Raw genomic sequence first — 18,457 nt, 5'->3', positions numbered from 1 at the left:
TTCATATAATATAGGAAGAAAGTGCAGTTGAAGATTTAAATTTTTAAAAATTCTCTTTTTAATGTAAAATTAATTTTATTTTTTCAAAAAGACTATATTTTTTTCGGTATATGTGTAACAATAAATCAACACTACAAATAAGTGTTAAATGCATACCGTCACACGGAGGGGAATGCCATGGGAGGAAGAACGATTTACTTTCTCTTTACAGATACTGGAACTTATTTATCCCGTGCAATTAATTATTGCACGAAAGAAGGCTTAAATCATGTATCCATCTCATTTGACGATGAATTGCAGGAAGTCTATAGTTTCGGTAGAAAAAATCCAAGAAACCCGTTTATCGGTGGATTTGTGAAGGAAAATATTCACGGCGATTTTTTGAAAAATGCATCATGTGCCATTTATGCTTATCATTTGACTGACGCAGAGTTTCAAAAGGTTCAAACAAAAATAAGAGAAATAGAACTGCAAGCGTGCAATTATAAATATAACTTTTTAGGGCTTTTTGGTGTCATGCTACAAATCGAAATAAATCGCGAACACGCAATGTTTTGTTCTCAGTTTGTCGCAACTGTTTTACGCGATGTGGAAGGGTTTCAGCTTTCCAAACCTGACTGTTTTACCACACCATCAGATATCAGAGGGTTATCTGGTTTACAATTAGTTTTTCAGGGAAAACTTAGCGACTACAAAAACAAGGTTTTAGAGCCGATGTTAACGAGTAGTGACAGTGTGATAACAAAGCAATCATTTACATTTTTATTAACTAAGGTAAAACGATTTGTGATTCGATAAGAGAAGGGCCATATACTTTTGTAGATGGTCTTTTTTTCACTTTAAGAAAGCATAAGGCTTTGGCTATAAGCCAGGATTTTCTGAGATAGGAGGGATCCCTGCTAAAATGGAACGTGGAAGTAATTATCGTTTATTAAAAGTAAAAGAAATTTTGTTTGCGGATACAGACGATTTTAATGAGGTAGGCATTGATGAACTGAGCGAAAAGTTACGTCATATAACTGGTGAGGAATTGAGAGTTGACCACCGTACCATCAAGCGAGATCTGGAAATTTTGGACGAATTGGATTTTGAAATTGTAAAAAATAAAGGGAAGTTCGGAAAGATATTTTACAGTCATCAGGCCAGATTATTCGAGACTTATCAATTGCGACTTATGATTGATGCTATTCTATCTGCACGATTTATTACAACGAATGAAAAGAAAAAGTTAATCAGAAAGATGAAGCAACTGACTAGTAAGCATATCGGAAAGACATTGCCAGAACCGATTTTGTTTAGTCAATCTACGAATATGGATTATGATTTGGTTAAACTTAACATTGATTGTGTTCACCGGGCTATTTCAGAGGGAAAATCTCTAACTTATAAATATGGGAAATACAATGTAAATAAAGAATTTTCGTTTCATCGTAACGGTGATCAGTATCATGTAGAACCATATGCATTGATCTGGCAAAATGATTTTTACTATTTAATTGGATACTTTAAAGAAACAAAGGAAATTAGGCATTATCGTTTGGACCGGATTCGAAGTATTGAAATAAGCGACCAATCGTTTGTGAAAAGTAAGGACTTCTATTTGCAAGAATACATAAATCAAAGTTTTCACATGTTTGCTGGGGAAGAGATTTGGATTAAAATACGTTTTCACATAGATTTGGTTAATGTTGTATTAGACCGGTTTGGTAAAGAAGCTGATATCAAAAAGATTGATGATGAGCATTTTATATTAACGACTAAAGCAAAGCTATCCAGTGGTCTAATTAATTGGATCTTAACCTGGGGAAGTCATGCCAAGGTATTATCACCTGACCATTTGGTAGAACAAGTTAAAAACAAAATCAAACAGATGAATGAAATATATATAGAATAAAACAAAAGGTCTAAAACAAGTGAGAGAATGGCTTGCTTTAGACCTTTTGTTGCCGTCAATTCAATTAATAATTATCAGGCTTTATTCCTAGTGACTGGTAAGGGACATGAATTTTAAATGCGAGATTATTTGCTTCTAAGTCAAAATGTTCAATACTAACTTTGAAGTTACTACGTATATCCATATTTGTAACAGCTAGATAAAGCTCTTCCTTTTTTGGATTCACGGTTACCCACTCTGGCATTGGTAAGTATTTTTTCATATACTCCATAATTTTTTGATTCGGGAGCTCTAATAAACCCACAGAAATAGACTTTTGTTTCAAAATAACGTCCCCGTTCTTCTGTACAAGTGGTTCAAAGTGAACAGAGAGTGGGATGGTTGTAGAAAAAACGGGCAGTTCTCCTATTAAATGTACGTCATCTTTTAACTCAATACTGTAATGGTGTCGTGAGTTATCGAGTAATTTATCTAGATATGCATTGACTAGATCATTTAAATTGTCCCTTGTTGTTCGTACAATAAATTGCGAGCTCTTTTGTTCATCAACCTGTTCTGCAGTTGGAATGGTTGAACTTGACACTGGCCAGAAAATTAATAGAATAATACCAATCAAAATAACTACGTTAGCTGTGAGCAAAATATAAAAGTATTTTTTCCATTTCCATTTCGATTTCAGCTGTTTGTCTCGTCTTTTCATAGATGCCCACCTTTCTTCCATAGTACCTTATTCTTCTTTGTGCAGAAATTCCAAAACTCTTTCCGCTATTCGATGGTAGCCTTTATAGTTTGGATGGAAATTATCCCTCCAAAATAAATCAACATTTTGGTCATCGAATAAATCAATTGTCGGAATATATGTGGCATTTTCATATTGTTGGGTAACACTTTTGCCAGTTTGATTCCAGTTTCGAACGATGATTCCCAGTTCTTTAACTTGCGGGAAATATCTCCCGAAAGGATCATAAAATCCTAGGAAATAAACCTCTGCCTGAGGGTTTAAGGAATAAATCTTTTCAAAAATCCGCTTTAAGCGGTTCTCATACCCCACGCGAGCTTTTTTAAAGTCGTCAATGGTTATATTCGCAAAGTTTTCTTTCACTACTTGCATAATGTCATTTGCTCCAATTGTGATCAACACAATATCTGCATCTGCAATTGACGTTGCTACTTTAGGGTCCTCCAAATATTTTAAAAGTTGATCAGAGCGGCGGCCACGTTTGCCGTAATTTTCAAATTCAACAATCGTTTCCTCTGTTGAATTCAAAGCAGTTTCTAACATTCCAATGTAACCACCATTACCAGTTTCATCACCAACACCTTGTGTCAGTGAATCACCAATTGCTACAACCCGTGCTTCATTATTTGTGAGAAAATCAATTGTTTCTTGAACAGCACCCGTTACCAAGTCTTTCACTTTTCCTGTAACATTATCCTCTGTTTCTATCTCTTTTTCTTCAATTGCTTCCTTTTTTTCCTTTTCTTTTTCTAATTTATCTTTTTCATCTTCTATTTTAGCTTTGTCCAGCGCCTTGTCGATGGGGGAATACGAGGTTGAAATAATGATGAAAATCATTAACCCTACCAATAATACTCCTGTAGTAATAATAGCTGTTTTTTTCTTCATGATGACCACACCTATGAATAGTATATTTTCTTTACGTTACGAGCGTGTTAAATACCCCTTATCATGTATACCCTTATTTTAGTGAAAGTATCACATTACTTAAAGGTCTTACGCTTTTTTTCTTTGTCTATTTGATGGTCTGCGATATGCAGAACCCATATAAATGATTAATGCAATCCAGATTAACATAAATGAAACTAGGTGAGAAGTTGAGAACGTTTCATGGTAAACAAACACACCTAATATTAGCATGATAGTTGGTGCAATGTATTGTAAAAACCCAACCATTGATAATGGGATTTTTTTCGCACCGCTTGCAAATAATAATAATGGAATTGCGGTTACGATACCAGCCCCAATTAATAATAAATTTGTGCTCGATAAGAAGTAATTTTGAGCAAATGTGTTTTCTGTAAATATAGGAACATATATAAGTGCTAAAGGTGTTACGATCATGGTCTCAATTGCTAACCCGAACATGGCACCTACATCGACCATTTTTTTCAAAAGACCATAGAATCCAAAACTGAACGCCAATAAGAGAGAGACCCAAGGGAATACACCATAACTAAAGGTTAAATAAATCACCCCAACACCGGCTAGAATAAAGGACAATAGTTGTCTTCTTGTTAAGGTTTCCTTTAAAACAATAATCCCCAGCAAAATACTAACCAACGGATTTATATAATATCCTAGGCTTGCTTGGATTACATGGTCACTATTTACAGCCCAAATATAGGTGAGCCAGTTTATACTAATCATGACAGATGCAAGCATAATCCCAATCAGCTTGCGTTTATCCCTAATAATTAACTTACATTCTTTACTAAAGGATTTTCCTTTTCGCATTACAAGAATAATAGCAACCATAAATAGAAAAGACCAGATAATCCGGTGTGCTAATATCTCTCCTGCTGAAACTTCTTGAATGAACTTCCAGTATATCGGCAGGAATCCCCATAAGAAATATGCGCTAGCAGTGTATATTATTCCAATTTTTTCGTCATTTTGCTCCACAACTAACACTCCCAATCTATCTTTCTACCAGTATTAAATAATAAAGTAAGATAAGTTTAGAGTTTTTTCTAATAAAAAGCAATCGGCATGTTCTATATAATAATGAAGGAAAACGCTTTCAAAACAACAGGAAATCATATATGATAGTTTAAGATACACATGTATAAATTAATGGGGGAGAAAAAAATGGGTACCAATTCAAAGCGTTTTGAGACAACTGTCATTCATGAGGGATATGATGCTAAAGATATGTTAGGCAGTTTAACTACGCCATTATTTCAAACTTCTACATTCACCTTTGATAGTGCCGAGCAAGGAGAACAAAGATTTGCCGGGGAAGAAGAGGGTTATATTTATTCGCGACTCGGAAATCCAACTGTCGCTGTATTAGGAGAGCGAATTGCTGCACTGGAAAAGGGTGAACGTGGTCTTGCTTTTGGATCAGGAATGGCAGCTGTTTCTGCAGTATTAATCGCACTGACCAAGGCAAATGACCATATTATCTGCTCATCCGGCCTATATGGATGTACATTTGGACTATTGACTATGATGAAGGATAAATATAATATAGCGCATGATTTTTCAGAAATGGATTCTGAAGGGGCAATTCGTCGTCTCATTCGTCCCGAAACAGCATGTATTTATGTGGAAACACCAATCAATCCTACGATGAAATTAATCGATTTACAAATGGTTGCAGACGTTGCAAAGGAATTTAATATACCTGTAGTAGTAGATAATACCTTTTCATCGCCATATTTACAGCAACCACTCGAACATGGTTGTGATGTCGTACTTCATAGTGCAACGAAGTACATCGGCGGACATGGTGATGTTGTCGCTGGTTTAGTAGTGGGGAAAAAAGAATTTTTAGACTCAGTAGCCATGACTACTCAAAAGGATATCGGTGGTATAATTTCACCTTTTGATGCATGGTTGTTACTCCGTGGATTAAAAACATTACCAATCAGGTTAGACCGCCATTCGGATAATGCAGAGAAAATTTTTGAAAAGCTGAAAAGCCATCCGAAAGTATGCGATGTTTATTACCCAGGTGATGAAAACCACGCTGATTATCCGATTTTCAAAAAACAAATGAAACGTGGTGGAGGCATCATTGCGTTTACTATAAATGGAACGAAAGCGGATGCTCAGGGCTTGCTGAATAAGCTGTCATTTATTAAAATCGCGGTGAGCCTTGGTGACGCAGAGACACTTATCCAGCACCCTGCGACGATGACACACTCCGTTATTCCTGAGGAGTCAAGAAAACAAATGGGAATTACGGATCAACTAATTCGTTTATCCACAGGACTCGAGGCATGGGAAGATATTTGGGCTGATATAGAACAAGCGCTGAATCAACTTTAACAGCTTATGGTCGTTTATCCCATGGTTCCAGTGTGCCTACAACTGTTTCTGTTTGATCAGTCTGAATGGCGCGAACCACTCCAGTAGAGATCTCGTTATGTGTCAACCAGCGTGAAGAATCTGTACCATCTACGATAAATCCTAAATAAACGCGTCTGTACCGACAATTGTCAGGTATAGGCGTGTTTTCCTTTTCAAAAAAGCGGGAACTACCTTGCACATGGAATAATTTCCAAGTTTTTGTTTGATTAATGCTGGTTATTTCGTCGATTAGCGAATCAAGTGCATGTGGTGCTGAGGCGTGAATCCAACTAACCACAAGGTCTGGTATGCCAACTGCTTGAAAAGCTTTATGCAGCTCTTGCCTAAGATGATCATCATCACGGTAGTCCGTTTCAATTGCATGTATTTTAGCAGAATCGGGACTTGAATCGTTTAACTGTTGATGACGAATAGTACTACGACCGATGACGGATACATAGTAATAATCATTAACGAGCGCATGACACACTTGAGCCAGCATCCCAGTTCCACCAATCACCAAAGCATGTTTTTTACTTTTCATCTTAATCGCCTCAACTTGTTGGATTAATTTGTGCTATATTATGGATACTAAGAAAATATTATTTTTGAAAGGAGAAAGTCGCTTTGGAATTTATGCCTTACCTTTTAGCATTTATTATCATATCAAACATGGGCTTAGCATTTACCATTATATTTTTGGAACGAAAAGATGCTACATCGACTTGGGCATGGTTAATGGTGCTATTACTAATTCCAATTGCAGGGTTTTTCCTTTATTTGGTGTTTGGCAAGAAGATTAGTAATAAACATATATTTACTTGGGAGACGAAAAGTAAGCTGGGAGTCAAGCGCTCCGTACAGGCTCAACTTCGTGCCTTAGAAGAAAATACATTTGTTTTTAAACAGAAAGAATTAAGTGAATATAAAGATCTGTACTACATGCATTTACGAAATAATGATGCGATTTTTACACAAGATAACAAGGTGGATATCTATACGGATGGAATAGAAAAGTTTAAGGCATTACTGCAAGACTTGGAAAAGGCTAATGATCACATTCATTTGCTCTATTATATCATTCGTTATGATGGACTTGGAAAACAGATTGCAGATGTGTTAGTGAAAAAGTCAAATGAAGGTGTGGAGGTTCGTGTCTTATATGATGATATGGGATCGCGCACACTAAGTAGAAAGTTCATTAAACGAATTCGCCAAGCTGGTGGGCAGGTAGAGGCATTTTTCCCTCCAAAAATCCCTAAAATCAATATGAAAATCAATTATCGTAACCATAGAAAAATCGCTGTAATAGACGGAAAAGTTGGCTATATAGGCGGTTTCAATATTGGTGATGAATACTTGGGCAAAAATACGAAGTTTGGTTATTGGCGTGATACACATCTGCGTGTAATAGGGGATGCTGTCCATCATATGCAAACACGCTTTATTTTGGATTGGAATCAAGCTTCGCGAAATGATATTTTATATGATGAACGATTCTATCCTACTGCTCTTTCTGCTGGAGATGTTGGGATTCAAATTGTTTCAAGCGGCCCGGATTCTGAATGGCAACAAATTAAAAATGGTTACATTAAAATGATTCTCTCAGCTAAAAAATATGTTTATATTCAAACACCATACTTCATTCCCGATGAGAGTCTTGCGGATGCATTACGAATTGCCTGTCTTTCAGGGGTTAATGTAAAGATTATGATCCCAAATAAGCCAGACCATCCATTTGTCTATTGGGCTACATTTTCCTATATTGGCGATTTGCTTAAGGCGGGTGCAGAAGTGTATATTTACCAAAATGGATTTCTTCATTCCAAAACCATTATAGTAGATGGGAAAATCGCATCAGTTGGGACAGCAAATATTGATGTCCGCAGCTTTAGGTTAAACTTTGAAGGGAATGCATTCTTATATGACAGTACTGTTGCAGGGAAATTGGTGGCAAGTTATATGGAGGATATTAGTCTTTCCACTCAGATGACCAAGAAGTTATATGAACAACGGTCGATTGGTATTCGGTTTAAAGAATCCATCTCTCGACTACTCTCACCAATTTTATAAGATAGCAGGAGGGCAATAAAAATGGAAAAAAATACATGCAGAAATTCATTAACGGTTAAAACATCCCATGTACTACCACCAGATACCAATACACATGGAACATTGTTCGGGGGAAAACTGATGGCACATATTGATGATGTAGCAGCTATAGCAGCAGCCCGTCATGCCAGAGAAACAGTAGTTACAGCCTCCACCGATTCAGTCGATTTTCTCGCACCAGTAAAAGAGGGAGACTCCATTTGTGTCGAAGCTTTCGTAACATGGACACACAATACATCGATGGAAGTATTCGTCAAAGCAGTAACAGAACATTTACTATCAGGAGAGCGGAAGGTGTGCACCACAGCCTTTTTAACATTTGTTGCCGTGGATGAAAATGGGAAGCCAATCCCAGTTAAATCTGTTGTACCAGAAACTGAATTCGAAAAAAATCTCAACCAACATGCACCAGTAAGAGCAAAGCACCGTAAAGAACGTCGTGCCAACTCAAAAGAACTAGCAACAGCTTTTGGCACCGAGTTCCCTTGGGACAGATAAAACTTGTATGATGAGTCGCTTCTATTTTGAGGCGGCTTTTTTTAAGAGTAAAGAAAGTATAAAAGAAAGTCTGTCTAGCTCCAGCGCCTAGACACTCGAGACATAAGCAGTTCGCTTCCGTGCGAGGAACCCATCCACACTGCACCGTTCTGCTTATGCTTGTCGTGTCTTTCAAGGCCCTTGCGCTTTTTTTATTTGCAAAGGCTTGTTGCGCTTGATTATGCTTGAAGCTCAATTTAGGATATCAACGCTTATCTGGATAAATCAACACTCTCCGTCGGATATCAACGTTTAATCTGATAAATCAACACTCTCCGCCGGATATCAACGCTTAATCCGATAAATCAACACTCGTTGCGGGATATCAACACTAAATCCGATAAATCAACACTCGCTGCCGGATGTCAACGCTTAATCCGATAAATCAACACTCGCTGCGGGATATCAACACTAAATCCGATAAATCAACACTCTCCGCCAGATATCAACGTTTAATCCGATATATCCACACTCGTTCCGGATATCAACACTTATATCATTCCACCTTCCAATTATGTTTTTCTTTGCAGTTATGATAAAATATTGAGGGTCTATTTATGAAATATAGATTATGAGTAAACTGCAAAGGGTATATAAAATAGCAAGTATTAAAATAAAAATCATATGCAAACATCCGGAGGGAGAACAAAACATGAGTTTCATCGAGAGTATGGTCGGAGAAGTTAATGGCGTTTTATGGGATTATTTGTTAATTATTGTTCTAATTGGTCTTGGCCTTTGGTTTACCATAAAAACAAAATTCGTCCAATTTAGATACTTACCTGAAATGTTTCGGGTATTATTCGATAAACGAACAATGAGTGCGAAAGGGAAAAAAGGGACATCATCTTTTCAGGCATTTGCTATTAGTGCTGCATCGCGGGTAGGAACTGGAAACCTTGCTGGTGTTGCATCTGCCATAGCAATTGGTGGTCCAGGAGCAATCTTTTGGATGTGGATCATTGCGTTGTTAGGTGCTGCGACGGCATTTGTCGAGAGTACGCTAGCACAGGTTTATAAAGTGCCTGAAAAAAATCAATATCGTGGTGGTCCAGCTTATTATATGGAAAAAGGACTTAATAAGCGTTGGCTTGGGATTCTTTTTGCTATTACAATTACATTTACGTATGGACTTGTATTCAATTCGGTGCAATCAAATACAATAAGTTTAGCATTTGCTAACGAATTTGATTTCAGTAAAAACATTATGGCAATGATTCTTGTCCTATTAACTGCTGTAGTTATTTTCGGAGGACTTAAAACGATCGCGAATGTAACACAATACATAGTGCCGATAATGGCAATTTTGTACATTATCCTTGCTGTTTTCGTGTTAATCGTGAATATTACTGCAGTTCCAGATCTGATTTCACTTATTTTTGCTAATGCATTTGGTATTCGTGAGGTAGCTGGTGGAGGATTCGGTGCAGCAATTTCAATGGGGATTAAACGCGGTCTATTTTCCAATGAAGCTGGTATGGGTAGTGCACCAAACGCGGCTGCAACTGCAGAAGTCACACATCCTGCAAAACAAGGATTGATCCAATCATTAGGTGTATTCTTTGATACAATTTTAATTTGTAGTGCAACAGGTTTCATTATTATTTCAGCTGGCGGATACCAAGGAAGTGACCTTGATGGGATCCAACTGACGCAAAGTGCATTTGAATTTCACATTGGTGATTGGGCATCTGTCTTTATTTCAGTGGCAATTTTCCTATTTGCGTACAGTTCTATTCTTGGGAATTACTATTATGGAGAAAATAACATTGGATTCATTAAAGAAAGTAAAGTAGCGTTATTCATTTATCGTATAGCAGTGCTTGCAATGGTAGTATTTGGTGCGGTTGTATCCTTTGACTTAGTCTGGGCGCTGGCTGACTTATCGATGGGAATCATGGCGTTAATTAACTTGTACGCAATTACCAAGCTATTTAAAATTGCAAATCGTGTATTAAAAGATTACCAACGTCAACGAAAACAAGGAAAAGACCCGGTGTTTTACCGTGATGTACTAGAAAATCAAGACGGTGTCGAGTTCTGGGATCGAAAAGAAGCAAAACAGGATAAGGAGTAATGAAAAACGCAAGCGCCTGTTATAGGTACTTGCGTTTTTTTTCGCGCAACGTCATTTTTTATATCCTGAAATACTTTTATGAATAGTTGCAACATTGACAGAAAACGCTTACAATAAGGGTAAGAATTTTCGAATAGTCGGGGTGCTTTTAATGAAAAGCAGCAACATACAATTAAATCAATTAAATGATCAATCAAAGAGGCTCGGTTTATAACCGTAGCCTCTTTTTACTTTCATTGCTTTATCCTAGTAAAGCGGTACTAGAAGGAGGTTTACCATGGTTATTTTAACTGGAAAAACAGTTACATTTGAAGAATTGAAACGCGTAGTTTTTGGAAATGAGAAAGTGAAGTTAGCAAATGAAACATGTATTAACATAGAAGCAAATCGCGAAACAGTTGATAAGCTTATCATGGATAAAAAAACGATGTATGGGATTAACACAGGCTTTGGAAAATTTAGTGATGTGGTAATTGAAGACACTGATCTAGAAGACTTACAACTAAACCTGATTCACTCTCATTCTTGTGGGGTGGGGGAAGCATTTTCTGAAAGTATCACACGGGCAATGCTCTTACTTCGGGCAAATGCATTATCGCAAGGATATTCAGGTGTACGGCTTGTTTTAGTTAATCAACTTCTCAAGTTATTAAATAGTGGTATCCATCCTGTCGTACCACAGCAGGGTTCACTTGGGGCAAGTGGGGATCTTGCACCACTTTCTCATTTGGCGCTTGGACTTATGGGAGAAGGGGATGTTATCTATCAAGGCAAAAAAATCCCAGCTTTTGATGCGCTTCATCAAGAAGGAATTAAACCACTCACATTAAAAGCAAAAGAAGGACTCGCACTTATAAACGGAACACAAGCAATGACCGCTGTTGGTGTTGTTACCTATCTTGAAGCCGACAAATTGCTTCATCAAAGTGAATTAGTGGCTGCGATGACGATGGAAGGGCTGCATGGAATCATCGATGCATGTGATGCGGATTTACATGCTGCTCGTGGTCACCAGGAACAGATGGATGTGGCAGAACGAATGCGTAATATCCTAGCAGACAGTGAGCTCATCACAAGGCAGGGCGAACTACGTGTTCAAGATGCCTACTCAATCAGATGCATCCCACAGGTTCTTGGTGCATGCTGGCAAACAATCAATTATGCAAGAGAAAAACTATTTACCGAAATGAATGCTGTTACCGATAATCCATTAATCTTCTCAGACCAAAATAAAGTGATATCTGGCGGCAACTTTCACGGTGAACCAATCGCATTTGCCATGGATTTTATCAAACTTGGAATAGCTGAAATTGCGAACATAGCTGAACGGCGGATTGAACGTTTGGTAAATCCGCAACTAAATGATTTACCGGCATTTTTAAGTCCGAACCCTGGCCTTGAGTCTGGTGCGATGATCATGCAATATAGTGCTGCATCACTTGTATCCGAAAATAAAACGCTTGCACATCCAGCAAGTGTTGATTCAATTCCATCCTCAGCTAACCAGGAAGATCATGTCAGTATGGGTACGATAGCTGCACGGCACGCCTTACAAATGTTGCAAAATTCACGACATGTGGTAGCGATTGAACTCATATGTGCGATGCAAGCGGTTGAGTATCGCGGTACAGATCAAATGGGAACCGTTACAAAAGAATTTTACAAAAAAGCCCGTGAGGTTGTTCCCAGTATTACAACTGACCGTATTTTTGCAACAGATATAACGAATCTAACAACCTGGTTAAAAAATGATGCACATTCAAATATAAGTCTAAAAGGGGGAGTCTTTCATGAATAAGGTTGATGTAAGAGCGAAAAGGGGATTGGAACTAGAATGTAAAGGTTGGGAGCAAGAAGCGGCGTTACGTATGCTTTACAATAACCTCGATCCTGAGGTTGCTGAAAATCCAGAAGAACTTGTTGTATATGGTGGCATTGGAAAAGCTGCACGGAATTGGGACGCGTTTCATGCGATTGTTAAAACGTTACGAAACTTAGAAAATGACGAAACGATGCTAATCCAATCTGGTAAGCCTGTTGGGGTGTTTAAAACACATAAACACGCACCACGTGTATTGTTATCTAATTCTGTTTTAGTACCAAAGTGGGCAAATTGGAAGCACTTTCATGAACTTGATCAAAAAGGTTTGATGATGTATGGCCAAATGACCGCTGGTAGCTGGATTTATATTGGTACCCAAGGAATTTTACAAGGAACGTATGAAACATTTTCTTCACTTGCAAAAAAACACTACAATGGATCATTAAAAGGAACAATTACGCTGACCGCTGGACTTGGCGGAATGGGCGGGGCACAACCACTTGCTGTAACGATGAATGAAGGGGTTGTTATCGCCGTTGAAGTAGATAAAAGCCGAATCGAAAAACGTTTAAAAACAAAATACTGCGATGTTATGACGGAAAGTATTGATGAAGCAATTTCCTTAGCAAAAGAAGCACGTGTTGCAGGGAAAGCTCTGTCTATCGCTCTTCTTGGGAATGCGGCAGAAGTACACCATGAACTTCTAACGAAAGATATTAACATTGATATTGTAACAGATCAAACATCTGCACATGATCCGTTGAATGGCTATGTCCCAATTGGGATTACCATTGAAGAAGCGGTTGCATTACGGGGATTGGACCCAGAAACATACACGGTAAAATCAAAAGCTAGCATGGCTAAACATGTGGAAGCAATGCTTTTGTATAAAGAGAGGGGTTCCATCGTTTTTGATTACGGAAACAACATCCGCCAGGTAGCACATGACGAAGGTGTAGAGCAGGCGTTTGATTTTCCTGGATTTGTACCAGCCTATATTCGCCCATTATTTACAGAGGGAAAAGGACCATTTCGCTGGGTAGCACTTTCAGGAGATCCCGAAGATATTTACCGTACAGATCGGTTGATTAAAGAACTTTTCCCAAAAAATGAAGCATTGATTCGTTGGATTGACATGGCACATGATCAAATTGCGTTTCAAGGCCTTCCTTCTCGTATTTGTTGGCTGGGCTATGGCGAACGCATGAAAATGGGGTTAGCAATAAATGATCTTGTTCGAAAAGGTGAAATAAAAGCACCAGTTGTTATCGGACGTGACCACTTAGATTGTGGATCCGTTGCATCGCCAAACCGTGAAACAGAGGGAATGAAAGATGGCAGTGACGCGGTAGGGGACTGGGCAGTATTAAACGCGCTCATTAATACGGCTGCTGGTGGTTCATGGATTTCCTTCCATCATGGTGGTGGCGTTGGTATGGGGTATTCTCTACATGCAGGAATGGTTGCGGTAGCGGACGGTACGGATCTAGCGCACGAGCGTTTGGAACGTGTGTTAACAACAGACCCTGGTATGGGCATCATCCGCCATGCAGATGCAGGCTATGAATCTGCCATTGACTTTGCTGAGGAACATGACATTACGATCCCAACGAAAAAATAGAAAGGAGTTATACATCATGCACATAGATTTACTTATTACCAATATTGGACAATTACTTACGATGGATAAAAAAGGACCTGTGAAAGGTCATAACATGAACGATTTAGCTGTGATAGAGGATGCAGCCGTTGCTGTACGCGCAGGAAAAGTGGAATGGATTGGCTCGTCTGAAAATGCAGCTGATATCCAAGCTGTCCGCACCATTGATGCAAAGGGCAAACTTGTTACACCTGGTTTAGTCGAGCCCCATACTCATTTAGTATTTGGTGGATCACGTGAAAAAGAAATGGCATTGAAACAACAGGATGTTCCATATCTTGAGATTTTAAAGCAAGGGGGTGGAATTTTATCTACCGTTAATTCAACAAAAGAAACTTCATACGCCGACTTATTAAAAAAAGCTTTATTTCATTTAGATCGAATGGCGATGCATGGAATTACAACAGTTGAAGCAAAAAGTGGCTATGGGTTAGACAAAGAAACCGAGCTCAAACAGCTTCAGGTTGCAAAAGCCGCTAGTGAGCAGCATCCATTAGATCTTGTTTCAACTTTTCTTGGTGCACATGCAATTCCACCTGAATTTAAAGAAAATCCAGATGCTTTTTTGAATGAAATGGCTGAAATGTTCGATGAAATTAAAGATAAGAATCTTGCCGAATTTGTGGATATTTTTACCGAAACAGGTGTATTTACAGTCGAGCAGTCAAGAAAATATCTACTAGCAGCAAAGGAAAAAGGTTTTGGTGTTAAAATTCACGCAGATGAAATTGACCCTCTTGGTGGGACAGAGCTTGCTGTTGAAGTCGGCGCGATTAGTGGGGATCATTTAGCTGTTGCGTCTGATGAAGGCATCAAGCAATTAGCGGCATCTGATACGATTGGGGTTATTTTACCTGGAACAAGCTTTTACCTTGGAAAAGATACGTATTCACCTGCACGGAAAATGGTAGATGCAGGTGCGGCAATTTCTATTTCAACCGATTTTAACCCGGGCAGTTCTGTAACGGAGAATTTACAGCTCATTATGTCGATTGCAGCATTGAAGCTAAATCTCTCACCAGAAGAAATTTGGCACGCAGTAACGATAAATGCAGCACATGCAATTGGCCGCGGGTATGAAGCCGGAACCATTGCCCCAGGTCGAAAAGCAGATATTGTTCTGTGGGATGCACCAAATTATATGTATATTCCGTATCACTATGGGGTTAACCATGTGAATACAGTTGTAAAAAACGGAGCCGTCCTATATGAAAGGCAGGCAATACGATGACTCATTTGAGACATGTTAAACCTGCAGGCGAAGCAGTGTTTAAAGATCGTTATACAACAAAGGTCAAAGAGCTGCTATCCCCATGGAAAAATGGAAAAATAGTTGAATTCGCCATCGCAGGCGCACCTTTTTCCAAATCATCGATTAGTCATTCAGGGGCGTCCTTTGCCCCGACTGCAATTCGATCAGCCTTGCAAAGCTACACCACTTTTTCAGGTGATACGGGTGTGGATTTTGTGGATTCAATTGTTGACTTTGGCGATATCAACATGGATCCAACAGATGTAATCGGCAACCAGCAACGTTTGTATGAAGGACTTTTTGATATTTATCAAACGGATGCTGCAAAATTTTGGATGGTGCTTGGCGGAGATCATGCGATTAGCCATTCATCAATTAAAGCCTTTTCAGAAAAACATTTATCTGTCGGCGTTATTCAATTTGATGCCCATCATGATTTACGCAATGTGGAAGATGGTGGTCCAACAAATGGAACACCATTCAGACGGTTGATAGAAGACGGAGTCATTGAAGGAAAAAATTTAATTCAGATTGGTATACGGGATTTTACCAATGCTAAAGCCTATGATGATTATGCCAAAGAGCAAGGGGTTATCGTGTATACGATGCAAGATCTGACGCGTGAATTTATCAATAAAATTTTAGAACGTGAAATGAAAAGACTTACGGGTCAAGTAGATGTTATTTATTTATCTGTCGACATGGACGTATTGGATCAAGCTTTCGCGCCAGGGTGCCCTGCTATTGGACCTGGGGGAATGGATAGCCATACACTTTTGTCTGCGGTGCATTTTGCAGCAAAATATGAAAAAGTTAAAGCAATGGATATTGTAGAAATTGATCCGACAATGGATATAAGGAACATGACAAGTCGAGTGGCAGCAAATGTTATGCTGCAGTTTATGTTAGGGAAGAAGCTTCGGGATTGATTAGTCCGTAACTTAAGCACAAAAAATAGGCTGTTTGTAAAACAGCCTATCATTTACTTTATTTCTTCTTCAGTTTGTTTTTCTAATGTAACCCAATCCTCAGCCCAACGCTGAATTTCCTGAATTACTGGTTCTAGTGCTTTCCCTTTTTCAGACAAAGAATACTCAATACGAACAGGAAACTCGGAGTAAATATTACGCTCAACAATACCTTCTTGTTCCAACATTTTTAATCGATCAGAGAGCAACCTTCCGCTAATCGGTAAGTCTGCTTCCATTTCAGAAAAGCGTTTTTTGCCTTTTAAAAGATCGAAAAGAATCAAGCCGACCCAGCGTTTGCTGACAAGTTGCATAGCATTTTCAAATCGCGGACATAATTCTTGCATGAAGATCACCTCTTTTAAAATGGTTTTTATACTTAATTTATATGATTTTTTATACTATTAATTACGAAAAGTAACTTGATAACAGTATAACACATTCTAGGGTGATACGTAAATTAGCCAATAGATTAGTAAATGGACAAATATACAATAATTGGAAACAACATTTTTGCATAATTTGAACAATTGCTTGGTAATTTTTGTTCATTTATGAAATAATAACGGTACACGAAATATATGATTTCAACGGAGGGAATAGAATGGTAAGCCAAAAAATAAAAGAAAAGTATGCAGAACTTGCATTACGTACAGGCGTTAACTTACAAAAAGATCAGGCACTTATGATTAATGCACCAATTGAAGGTGCGGAATTCACTAAAATTGTTGTTCGTAAAGCATATGAAATAGGTGCTAAAGATGTACATATTAATTGGGTAGATGATGAGCTTACACTTTTAAAATATGAAAATGCACCAGATGAAGTGATTGCAGATTTTCCTGAGTGGAGAGTGAAATTACACGATATGTACGCGGAAGACGGTGCAGCTGTATTGTCGATTCGCTCCACTAACCCAGACTTGTTAAAGGATATTGACTCAGCACGTGTTGCCAAAGCAAATAAAGCTGCTGCACAGGCTATGACAAGTTTCCGTAAGTACACGATGAATGACCTTATAACTTGGTCTATTATTTCAATCCCAACAGGTGATTGGGCACAGAAAATTTTCCCTGATCAATCAAAGGATGATGCAATTGAAAGCCTTTGGGATGCAATTGTAAAAATTGTCCGTGTTGATCAAGAAGATCCAATCGCAGCATGGGATGCACACAATGATACATTGAAGACTGCACGTGAGTTGATGAATAAGAAAAATTATAAGAAATTAATTTACAAAGCACCGGGAACTGATCTTGAATTGGAACTTCCAGAAGGGCATATCTGGAAAGGCGGATCAGCTAATTCTGCAAAAGGCATCACGTTCAATCCGAATATGCCAACAGAAGAAGTATTTTCTATGCCACATAAATATGGCGTTAACGGAACAGTTTCAAGTACCAAACCATTAAACTATGGTGGAAGCCTAATCGACAATTTCTCATTAACATTTAAAGAAGGAAAAGTAGTCGATTTTAAAGCAGAACAAGGGGAAGATACATTAAAGCATTTACTAGATACGGACGATGGTGCTAGACGTCTAGGTGAGGTTGCGTTGGTACCACATGAATCACCTGTATCACAATCAGGATTGATTTTTTATAACACATTATTCGATGAAAATGCATCTTGCCATATTGCACTTGGGAAAGCATACCCAACCAATCTTGAGGGCGGAGCAGACATGGATAGTGATGCATTGGACAAGCATGGTGTTAACGACAGCTTAACGCACGTTGACTTTATGATTGGGTCTGAAAACCTTGATATTGATGGTGTCATGCAGGATGGAACAACAGAACCTGTTTTCCGCAATGGAACCTGGGCATTTGAAATTAAATAATTTTGTTTTGTGCCGCTTTCCGATTTTGTTGGGGAGTGGCATTTTAGTTTTGGGTGTCAAATTATAGTTTTTTGATAACTGCCGAATGATAAAATCAACGCTCGTTCCGGGATGTTTCAGGATATCAACGCTTAACTCAATAAATCAACGCTCGTTCCAGGATGTTTCAGGATATCAACGCTTAACTCAATAAATCAACGTTCGTTCCAGGATATCAACGCTTAACTCAATAAATCAACGCTCGTTCCAGGATATC

The 18,457-nt window shown here is 38.4% G+C and carries 16 protein-coding genes; 11 read left to right on the top strand and 5 right to left on the bottom strand.

From position 1 onward, the window contains the following. The first annotated feature begins 177 nt into the window (after positions 1-177). Both AC3G7N_RS14375 and AC3G7N_RS14370 read left to right on the top strand, forming a co-directional pair. A complete protein-coding gene (locus AC3G7N_RS14375) occupies positions 178-798 on the top strand; it encodes a hypothetical protein (protein WP_489422861.1) in 621 nt (206 codons plus the stop codon). A gap of 106 nt (positions 799-904) precedes the next feature. Further along, entirely contained in the window at positions 905-1,894 is a 990-nt protein-coding gene (locus AC3G7N_RS14370; RefSeq protein WP_489422860.1) for a helix-turn-helix transcriptional regulator, read from the top strand. 64 nt (positions 1,895-1,958) lie between these two features. On the opposite strand, the gene AC3G7N_RS14365 is transcribed toward AC3G7N_RS14370, so the two are convergent. The 3 genes from AC3G7N_RS14365 to rarD all read right to left on the bottom strand — a co-directional run bounded on the left by AC3G7N_RS14365 (position 1,959) and on the right by rarD (position 4,538). Next, complete coding sequence (locus AC3G7N_RS14365; RefSeq protein WP_489422859.1) at positions 1,959-2,594, bottom strand: YpmS family protein; 636 nt, start codon at positions 2,592-2,594, stop codon at positions 1,959-1,961. Between the two features lie 27 nt (positions 2,595-2,621). Beyond that, a complete protein-coding gene (locus AC3G7N_RS14360; protein WP_489422858.1) occupies positions 2,622-3,521 on the bottom strand; it encodes an SGNH/GDSL hydrolase family protein in 900 nt (299 codons plus the stop codon). Positions 3,522-3,629: 108 nt separating this feature from the next. After that, positions 3,630-4,538, bottom strand: a complete 909-nt coding sequence (gene rarD / locus AC3G7N_RS14355) for an EamA family transporter RarD (RefSeq protein ID WP_489422857.1) — start codon at positions 4,536-4,538, stop codon at positions 3,630-3,632. A 186-nt stretch (positions 4,539-4,724) separates the two neighbouring features. Here rarD and megL point away from each other — a divergent pair, with 186 nt between their 5' ends. Continuing rightward, positions 4,725-5,909, top strand: coding sequence for a methionine gamma-lyase (megL, locus tag AC3G7N_RS14350; RefSeq protein WP_489422856.1), 1,185 nt, complete (start codon positions 4,725-4,727; stop codon positions 5,907-5,909). A 4-nt stretch (positions 5,910-5,913) separates the two neighbouring features. Here the strand turns inward: megL and AC3G7N_RS14345 are convergent, their stop codons facing one another. Continuing rightward, entirely contained in the window at positions 5,914-6,474 is a 561-nt protein-coding gene (locus AC3G7N_RS14345; protein ID WP_489422855.1) for a Rossmann-fold NAD(P)-binding domain-containing protein, read from the bottom strand. A 92-nt stretch (positions 6,475-6,566) separates the two neighbouring features. Between AC3G7N_RS14345 and cls the strand changes: the two genes are divergently transcribed. The 7 genes from cls (at position 6,567) to hutG (ending at position 16,319) form a co-directional block, all read left to right on the top strand. Further along, the gene (gene cls, locus AC3G7N_RS14340) at positions 6,567-8,003 is read left to right on the top strand and encodes a cardiolipin synthase (protein ID WP_489422908.1); all 1,437 of its coding nucleotides are present in this window, start codon (positions 6,567-6,569) and stop codon (positions 8,001-8,003) included. A 21-nt stretch (positions 8,004-8,024) separates the two neighbouring features. Then, the gene (locus AC3G7N_RS14335) at positions 8,025-8,540 is read left to right on the top strand and encodes an acyl-CoA thioesterase (protein ID WP_489422854.1); all 516 of its coding nucleotides are present in this window, start codon (positions 8,025-8,027) and stop codon (positions 8,538-8,540) included. 691 nt (positions 8,541-9,231) lie between these two features. After that, positions 9,232-10,656: an alanine/glycine:cation symporter family protein gene (locus AC3G7N_RS14330; protein WP_489422853.1), complete on the top strand. Its 1,425-nt coding sequence runs from the start codon at positions 9,232-9,234 to the stop codon at positions 10,654-10,656. Positions 10,657-10,933: 277 nt separating this feature from the next. Beyond that, positions 10,934-12,454, top strand: coding sequence for a histidine ammonia-lyase (hutH, locus tag AC3G7N_RS14325; protein ID WP_489422852.1), 1,521 nt, complete (start codon positions 10,934-10,936; stop codon positions 12,452-12,454). Further along, positions 12,447-14,099: a urocanate hydratase gene (hutU, locus tag AC3G7N_RS14320; protein ID WP_489422851.1), complete on the top strand. Its 1,653-nt coding sequence runs from the start codon at positions 12,447-12,449 to the stop codon at positions 14,097-14,099. The genes hutH and hutU overlap by 8 nt, the downstream gene beginning before the upstream one ends. 16 nt (positions 14,100-14,115) lie before the next feature. Next, entirely contained in the window at positions 14,116-15,369 is a 1,254-nt protein-coding gene (gene hutI, locus AC3G7N_RS14315; RefSeq protein WP_489422850.1) for an imidazolonepropionase, read from the top strand. Continuing rightward, the gene (gene hutG, locus AC3G7N_RS14310) at positions 15,366-16,319 is read left to right on the top strand and encodes a formimidoylglutamase (protein ID WP_489422849.1); all 954 of its coding nucleotides are present in this window, start codon (positions 15,366-15,368) and stop codon (positions 16,317-16,319) included. The genes hutI and hutG overlap by 4 nt, the downstream gene beginning before the upstream one ends. Positions 16,320-16,372: 53 nt before the next feature. Here the strand turns inward: hutG and AC3G7N_RS14305 are convergent, their stop codons facing one another. Next, positions 16,373-16,705 carry a winged helix-turn-helix transcriptional regulator gene (locus AC3G7N_RS14305; RefSeq protein ID WP_489422848.1) on the bottom strand — a complete coding sequence of 111 codons (333 nt, stop codon included), beginning with the start codon at positions 16,703-16,705 and terminating at the stop codon, positions 16,373-16,375. A 257-nt stretch (positions 16,706-16,962) separates the two neighbouring features. On the opposite strand from AC3G7N_RS14305, the gene AC3G7N_RS14300 reads away from it, so the two are divergent. Beyond that, complete coding sequence (locus AC3G7N_RS14300; RefSeq protein ID WP_489422847.1) at positions 16,963-18,201, top strand: aminopeptidase; 1,239 nt, start codon at positions 16,963-16,965, stop codon at positions 18,199-18,201. Positions 18,202-18,457 lie beyond the last annotated feature (256 nt).

The organism is Virgibacillus carmonensis, from assembly GCF_057836705.1.
The sequence above is the reverse complement of the archived record's forward strand: the minus strand, read 5'-3'. Positions and strand labels throughout refer to the sequence as shown.

Coding starts and splice junctions, on each gene's coding strand:
- AC3G7N_RS14375 (WP_489422861.1), top strand. CDS start 178: ATGGGAGGAAGAACGATTTACTTTCTCTTTACAGATACTGGAACTTAT.
- AC3G7N_RS14370 (WP_489422860.1), top strand. CDS start 905: ATGGAACGTGGAAGTAATTATCGTTTATTAAAAGTAAAAGAAATTTTG.
- AC3G7N_RS14365 (WP_489422859.1), bottom strand. CDS start 2,594: ATGAAAAGACGAGACAAACAGCTGAAATCGAAATGGAAATGGAAAAAA.
- AC3G7N_RS14360 (WP_489422858.1), bottom strand. CDS start 3,521: ATGAAGAAAAAAACAGCTATTATTACTACAGGAGTATTATTGGTAGGG.
- megL (WP_489422856.1), top strand. CDS start 4,725: ATGGGTACCAATTCAAAGCGTTTTGAGACAACTGTCATTCATGAGGGA.
- AC3G7N_RS14345 (WP_489422855.1), bottom strand. CDS start 6,474: ATGAAAAGTAAAAAACATGCTTTGGTGATTGGTGGAACTGGGATGCTG.
- cls (WP_489422908.1), top strand. CDS start 6,567: ATGCCTTACCTTTTAGCATTTATTATCATATCAAACATGGGCTTAGCA.
- AC3G7N_RS14335 (WP_489422854.1), top strand. CDS start 8,025: ATGGAAAAAAATACATGCAGAAATTCATTAACGGTTAAAACATCCCAT.
- AC3G7N_RS14330 (WP_489422853.1), top strand. CDS start 9,232: ATGAGTTTCATCGAGAGTATGGTCGGAGAAGTTAATGGCGTTTTATGG.
- hutH (WP_489422852.1), top strand. CDS start 10,934: ATGGTTATTTTAACTGGAAAAACAGTTACATTTGAAGAATTGAAACGC.
- hutU (WP_489422851.1), top strand. CDS start 12,447: ATGAATAAGGTTGATGTAAGAGCGAAAAGGGGATTGGAACTAGAATGT.
- hutI (WP_489422850.1), top strand. CDS start 14,116: ATGCACATAGATTTACTTATTACCAATATTGGACAATTACTTACGATG.
- hutG (WP_489422849.1), top strand. CDS start 15,366: ATGACTCATTTGAGACATGTTAAACCTGCAGGCGAAGCAGTGTTTAAA.
- AC3G7N_RS14305 (WP_489422848.1), bottom strand. CDS start 16,705: ATGCAAGAATTATGTCCGCGATTTGAAAATGCTATGCAACTTGTCAGC.
- AC3G7N_RS14300 (WP_489422847.1), top strand. CDS start 16,963: ATGGTAAGCCAAAAAATAAAAGAAAAGTATGCAGAACTTGCATTACGT.